Consider the following 6,561-nt stretch of genomic DNA (forward strand, 5'->3'; position numbering starts at 1 on the left):
CTGTTCGGGGGCCGTCGTTCGTCGATGGGCGGCCGGACCCCCGAACGCGTTCGGGGACGTGACCACGGACGCGCGGACCGTACGCGGGGACATGCGAGGCGTCCCCGGCGATCTCACGACCTCGACGCGCCCGCCGACCACGATTCCCCTCCGACACTTCCTCGTCGCGCTGGCGTTCCTCGCCGCCGGGGGAGCGCTCGCGCTCACGCGAGTCGTCGGGATCGAAGGAGCCGGAGCGGGCCTCGGCCGAATCGCCGCGGCCCACCTGCTGCTCGTCGGGTGGGTGTGTCTCACGGTCCTCGGCGCGATGACCCAGTTCGTCCCGGTCTGGTCGGGGGTCGAGCTCCACTCGGACCGGCTGGCGACGCTCCAGCTCGTCGCCGTCGCGGTCGGCGTGAGCGGGTTCGCCGGCGGGCTGTGGATCGGCCGGCCGGCCGACGCGGCGCTGTTCGCCGGGCTCATCCTCCTCGGATTCGCCGCGTTCGTTTATAACCTCGCGAGGACCCTTTGGCGCGCCCGTCCCCTCGACGTCACGGAGGGGCACTTCGCGCTCGCGCTCGGCTTCCTCGCGCTCGCGGCGGTCCTCGGGGGGAGCCTCGCGGCCGACTACCGCTGGGGCGTGCTCGCCCCGCTCGGCCTCTCGCGGACCGCGGTCGTCGACGCGCACGTCACGCTCGCCGTCCTCGGCGTCGTCGTCACGACCGTCTTCGGCGCCCTGTACCAGCTCGGCCCGATGTTCACTCAAACCGACGCGCTCCCGGTCGAGGACCGGCTCGCGCGCGTCGAGACCGCGGCGTACCCGGCCGGCGTGACCCTGCTCGCCGCCGGGCGGCTGCTCTCGTTCGCGACCCTCGCGACCGCCGGCGGGTTGCTCGCCGCGGGCGGCGCGGCGGTCGCCGGGGGGATACTCCTCCGGCGGCTCCGCGACGCGACGGCGACGGCGACGCCGATGCTCTCGCGATACGCCGTCGTCGCCGTCGCGACGCTCGCGTGGAGCGCGACCGCGGCCGCGACGTGGACCGTCGACCCCCTCGGGCCCGCCGTCCGGTTCGGGCACCCCGCACTCGGTCCCGTCCTGCTCGGCGCGCTCGTCGGCTTCGTCGTCGTCGGGAGCCTCTACCACGTCGTCCCCTTCATCGTCTGGCTCGACCGATACGCCGACCGCGTCGGGCTGGAACGGGTCCCCGCCATCGACGACCTCTACCACGCCCGCGTCGCCGCGGTCGACCTCGCCGCGACCGTCCTCGGCGCCGGCCTCCTGCTCGCGGCCGCGGTCTCGCCCGCCGTCGCGTCGCTCGGAGCGGTCGGCGGGTCCGCCGAGGGCCTCGTCCGACCCCTCGGCGGCGCGCTCGTCGTCGCCGGCGCGCTGCTGTTCGCCGGCAACATGGTCGCGACCGTCGTCCGGCACGGCGGGACCGCGATATTCGGCGGAGTCGGATCGGCGGCGACGACGCCCTCGGAGGCGACAGACGCCGACGACCGATGATCGGGCCGGGAGTGGATCGATGACCGCGCCGGGGGCCGGCCGGTTCGCCCGCCAGCCGGCGGCCGCGGTCCGGAAGATACTTCATTGATACGACAATATCTCCGGCATGGAACGCCGTGCCCTCCTCTCAGCACTCGGAGTCGGAGTCCCGTGCCTCGCCGGCTGTACCGACGCGTTACGGGGAGCCGACGAGTCGGGATCGAACGGGCAGTCGGAGCTCCCGGAGGAGTACCCCGACGGTGCGGGACCGGACGGTATCGACTTCACGACGCTCGAGTCGGACGACGAGACGCCGTTGCACGCGCCGAGGGACCACTGGGACTCGTACGCGATCGTCTTCGACGAGCCGCCCGACCGTCGCCGCGTCGAAGGCGACTACTACGTGAACTCGTCCACCGGAGAGGTGATCTCCGAGCTGTGGTACGGCGCGAAGGACTACCGAAACGGCGACGCGTACGCGTACGTCCAGCCCGCCGACGGACTGCCGGACCACCAGCCGCGCGACGAGTGGGAGTCGGACCCGCAGTTCACGTATCACGACGCGACCGACGCGTACTACCGGTACGACCCGCAGTACGGTCAGATCGCTCCCACGAACATCGGCCGACACACGGAGATGGTCGAGCCGTACGGCTGGGAGGCGGTCGGCACGGCGACGCACCACGGCGTCCCCGTCGTCGCGTACCGGCTCTCGGACGCGGAGCCCGAGGACTCGCGGGCCACCCCGGCCGTCGAGGGCTCCCTCGAGCTCGGCGTCGAGGACGGGATCATCTACGCGTTCGACCTCGCGCTCGACGCCGAGGGCGAACCCCGGTACACCTACGCCGTCCGTCCGGAGCCGTTCCCGGACCACGAGTGGGTCGAGACGGCCCGGAGGATCAGCGTTTCGGCCGACGGCGCCAACGACAGCGCGTGACCGACGGCGCCAACGACAGCGCGTGACCGACGGCGCTAACGACAGCGCGTGACCGACGCGGCCTGGAACTTAGTCACGTAGCGGCGGCTCGACGAGACGGATGGGTTCAAAAGACACGCGGGGCGTTTTATTTCCGCTTCGAGCGGAGCGCCACCGCGGCGACGCCCGTCGCGACCGCGACCCACCCGAGCAGGACGGCCACGAGCACGCCGACCGAGAGACCGCTGCCGTCGAGCGCGGCCGCGAGCCCCGCGCCGCCGGCGTCGGTCGGGGCGAGCGCGAGGAGCCGGTACGTCGAGACCGGGTTCGCGGCCACCGCGACGGCGACGAACCGCCCCGCGCCGTCGAGCGCGGCCAGCACGCCGAGCGCGAGCAGGTCGTGGACCAGGGCGAACCACGCCCAGACGAGCAGGGCGCCCGCGAGCGCGACCGTCGAGGTCGGCGCGACCGCGGAGATCGCCACCCCCAGCCCGAGGAGCGCGACGGCGACGGCGACCGTCGCGAACAGGAACCACGCGAACGTCGGCCAGCCGGCGAGCCCGAACCCCCGCAAGAGGAGCATCCCGGGGACGCCGAAGCCGACGACGACCGACGCCGAGAGCACCGCGGCCCGCCCGGCGTACACGCCGATCGCGGTTTCGACCCGCGAAACGGGCAGCGTCAACACGACCCCGAGGCGCCCGCGCTCCGCCGCGCCGACGATCGCGCCGTGACCGAACGCCAGCGCGGCCAGCGGGACGAGGTACGTCGCCAGTTCGACGTAGCTCGCGACGACCGGCTCGTAGCCGGTCGGCGCCACGCTCGACCCGCTGAACGTCGCCAGCAGGAGCCCGAACGCGGCGAACACGACCGTCAGCGCGACGGCCCACCCCCGGCGGGCGGTCAGCCGGGTCTCGCGGCGAGCGATCCGGAGGACGATCCCGGGACGCGGGAGGGGAACGGAGATCCCCTCGGCGTCGGTCGCGGTCTCGTCCGCGGTCTCCGTCTCCCTCTCCGTCGCCTCCGCGGAAGCGTCCGTCCGCGAGGCGGCGGTCGAGCCGTCGACGACGACGCCGCCGTCCGGGGCCGGGTCCGAGTCAGACGCCGTGTCGGCGTCGGGCGCCTCGCCGTCCTCGGGCGCGGCTCCGCGCCCGCGCTCAGGCATCTCGACCACCCCCGGTGAGCGAGACGAAGGCGCCTTCGAGACCGGCCTCGTGGTCGGCGGCGAGCCCGTCGGGCGTCCCCTCCGCGACCAGCCGCCCGTCGTCGAGGACGCCGACGCGGTCGCAGACGCGCTCGGCCTCCCGCAGCGCGTGGGTCGCCATGAGCAGTGTCACACCCGTCTCGTCGCGCACGCGGGTCAGGACCTCGCGGAGCGCGGCGACGCCGTTCGGGTCGAGCCCCGCGGTCGGCTCGTCGAGCAGGAGCACCGCCGGATTCGCGAGGAGCGCGGCCGCCAGCCCGAGCCGGCGGCGCATCCCCTTCGAGTAGCCGTCGATGGGGCGGTCGATCGCCTCGGCGAGCCCGACCGTCGCGGCCGCGCCGGCGATGCGCTCGGCGGCGTCCTCCGGGCCCGACCCGACTCCGCGGACGTCGGCGTGGAAGCGCAGGGTCTCGCGCCCCGTCTCGCCCGGCGGGAAACCGGGCTCCTCGGGTAAGATTCCGATCGCCTCGCGGATCCGCCACCCGATCTCGCCGACCTCGCGGCCGCCGACCGAGACGGTCCCCGCGTCGGGGCGCTCGCGGCCGGCGATCAGCCCGAACAGCGTGGACTTGCCGGCGCCGTTGGTTCCCACGAGGCCGTACGCGTCGCCCGATTCGACCGTGAGGTCGAGCCCGGCGAGGGCCTCGACGTCGCCGTACCGCTTGTGAACGTGCTTAATATCGATGCGCATGGTTACTGGTGCCGCTGGTGGTGGTCGTCTCCCGGGTCCGAGTCGTACTCGACGGTCGCGTCGACGGCCGCCGCGTACGGGCGATACGGCTCGACGTCGTGGACGGGGTCGGCGAGCGGGCGGTGGTCGACGACCCCGGCGGTCTCGACCGCTGGGAACCGGCTCTCGACCAGCCGGATCGCGTCGAACGCCGGGCCGTCCGCGAAGACCGCTGCGGCGGGGTGCTCCTGCACGAGCCGCTGGGCCGCGCCGGCCGGCCGATGCCGCGTGTCGCTTATGCCGTCGCCGTCGGCGTCGGCGACGCGGGCGTCCGACCAGTAGTTGCCCCGGTCGGAGCCGTTCCAGGCGACGAGGTCGCGGGTCGTCGTCAACACCGGCTCCTCGTTCTCGACGAACCCGTTGCCGGCGACGGTCGTCTCCGAGGTCCCGGCGGAGTGGTGGACCCCGACCCCGTTGGCGTACAGGAGGTTCCCCCGGACCTCGTTGTGCTGGGCGTTGTAGAGGAAGATCCCGTCGTCGTTGGCGACGAGGCGGTTGTCGCGGACGACGCTGCGGTCGATCTCCTTGAGCAGGATCCCGTGGCCGCTCTGCCCGCGGTTCGCAACCGCGGTGTTGTTCACGACCTCGATGGAGTCGCTGACCATCAGCGCGTACCCCACGTCGTTCTCGAAGGCGACGTTGTCCGCGATCCGGTTGTCGTCTGAGTACATGTAGTGGACGCCGTAGCGCAGGTCCCACAGCGTGTTCCCGGTCGCCTCGACGTCGGAGGCCCACGAGTAGTAGATCCCGTCGCGCACGTCGGTGATCTCGGTGTCGCGGATCTCGCTCCCCTCGGTCTCCCAGAGGTTGATCCCGTTGCCGCGGTTCGCGAACCGCGGCGCCTCGGTGCCCTCGATCCGCGAGTCGGCGACCGTCACCTCGTCCGCGCCGTTCACCCAGACGCCGAAGGCGGCGTCGGTGAGGTAGAGCTCCGAGAGCGTCGCCCCGGAGGCGTTCCCGGCGACGTACACCCCGGCGTCCTGCGACTCGAGGTCCTCGCCGGTGTCGTGGATCCAGACGCCCTCGATCGCGGCGTTCGGCGCCTCCAACACGACGACGCTGTCCTCGCCGCCCCCGTCGACCAGGGCTCCGTGAGTCTCGCTCGCCCGGACCGTCACGTTCGGCTCGTCGACGACGACCGGCTCCGTCGGCTCGAAGACGCCGGAGAGCTCGACCGCGTCTCCGGGCTCCGCGGCGTCGACCGCGGCGGTCAGGCTCCCGTACGTCCCGGCGGTCGCGTTCTCGCCGTCGGTCGCGTTCCCTCCGCCGTCGCTCACGACCGTCGCGGTCCCCGCCGCCGTCGGCCGCGCCGGGTCGTACGTCGGCGGGTCGACGACGAGCCCGTCGGTGCCGTTGGCCGCCTCGGTCCCGCTCGCGTCGCCGGACACGGCGCCACCCCCCGCCGCCGCGGCGACGCCGCCGAGGACGGCCGCGAGCACGACGGCGGCGGCCACGAAGACCGCGCGCGCCGAGACGAGGCCGGCGACCGACGGGCGTCGGGTCATCAGTTCACCTCCGCGCCGGGCTCGTCGGTGGTCGCAGGCGGCTCGTCGCTCGACCGGTCTCGGTCGGGGCCGTCGCCGTCGCTCCCGCCCCCGAGGCGGTCGCGGAGCCGCTCCGCGGCCTCGCCGACGGTGACCTGCGAGTCGCGGAGCAGGTACGCCGCGACCAGCAGGAGGAACCCCAGTCCCGTCATGTACCCCCCGGGACCGAACCACGCCACCCCGCTGATGTTGGCGATCTCGTAGCCGCCCAACAGCGGCGGGGTGAACTCCGCGACGCCGACGACCGGCGCGTCCTCCCCGAGCGCGTGGCCCGCCTGGTACAGGCGGTACTGGACGATCGCGAACGTGCCGACGAACGCCACGGTCGCCCCGACGAGCTGGCCGAGGAGGCCGTAGCGGAGCTTGCGCTCGGTCGGCGCGACCGCCACGAAGACCCCCGCGGCCGCCACCGCGAGGAACAGGACCGGCCCGAGGATCCACTCCGGCGCGGCGATCGCGTCCGGGTGGACCGCGTAGTTCGGGTCGACGAACACCGGGTCCNNTCGGCGAAGTCGCCGCCGAGCCGCGGGTAGGCGTACAGCTCCACGAGGAGCCCGTCCGGGTACTGGGGCGCCTCGAAGGCGATCTCCCAGACGGGCACCGCGAGCGCGGCGACGAACAGGACCGCCGCCGTCAGCGGCAGCGCCCGTCTGAGTTCGGTCAGTCGGTCGAGTGCGGGTGTCATAGGGTGGGGGGTGGTGG

At 73.7% G+C, this 6,561-nt stretch carries 5 protein-coding genes and 1 pseudogene; 2 read left to right on the plus strand and 4 right to left on the minus strand.

Annotation, left to right across the window (positions count from 1 at the left end; all coding sequences use genetic code 11):
- Positions 1 to 58: 58 nt before the first annotated feature.
- Together DJ73_RS03615 and DJ73_RS03620 are read left to right on the plus strand one after the other, a co-directional pair.
- Positions 59 to 1,486 carry a cbb3-type cytochrome c oxidase subunit I gene (locus DJ73_RS03615; protein WP_217900418.1) on the plus strand — a complete coding sequence of 476 codons (1,428 nt, stop codon included), beginning with the start codon at positions 59 to 61 and terminating at the stop codon, positions 1,484 to 1,486.
- 106 nt (positions 1,487 to 1,592) lie between these two features.
- Entirely contained in the window at positions 1,593 to 2,402 is an 810-nt protein-coding gene (locus DJ73_RS03620) for a hypothetical protein (RefSeq protein WP_094557309.1), read from the plus strand.
- Between the two features lie 127 nt (positions 2,403 to 2,529).
- Here the strand turns inward: DJ73_RS03620 and DJ73_RS03625 are convergent, their stop codons facing one another.
- The 4 genes and pseudogenes from DJ73_RS03625 to DJ73_RS03640 form a co-directional block, all read right to left on the minus strand.
- Positions 2,530 to 3,546 carry an ABC transporter permease subunit gene (locus DJ73_RS03625; protein ID WP_094557310.1) on the minus strand — a complete coding sequence of 339 codons (1,017 nt, stop codon included), beginning with the start codon at positions 3,544 to 3,546 and terminating at the stop codon, positions 2,530 to 2,532.
- Positions 3,539 to 4,276, minus strand: a complete 738-nt coding sequence (locus DJ73_RS03630) for an ABC transporter ATP-binding protein (protein ID WP_094524028.1) — start codon at positions 4,274 to 4,276, stop codon at positions 3,539 to 3,541. The genes DJ73_RS03625 and DJ73_RS03630 overlap by 8 nt, the downstream gene beginning before the upstream one ends.
- A 2-nt stretch (positions 4,277 to 4,278) precedes the next feature.
- Complete coding sequence (nosD, locus tag DJ73_RS03635; protein ID WP_094557311.1) at positions 4,279 to 5,820, minus strand: nitrous oxide reductase family maturation protein NosD; 1,542 nt, start codon at positions 5,818 to 5,820, stop codon at positions 4,279 to 4,281.
- Positions 5,820 to 6,544 (minus strand): annotated as a pseudogene (locus DJ73_RS03640) (hypothetical protein). Before DJ73_RS03640 ends, nosD begins: the two are co-directional and overlap by 1 nt.
- Between the last annotated feature and the right edge of the window lie 17 nt (positions 6,545 to 6,561).

Source organism: Halorubrum sp. Ea1 (assembly GCF_002252965.1).
In the GTDB taxonomy this organism is placed as follows: domain Archaea; phylum Halobacteriota; class Halobacteria; order Halobacteriales; family Haloferacaceae; genus Halorubrum.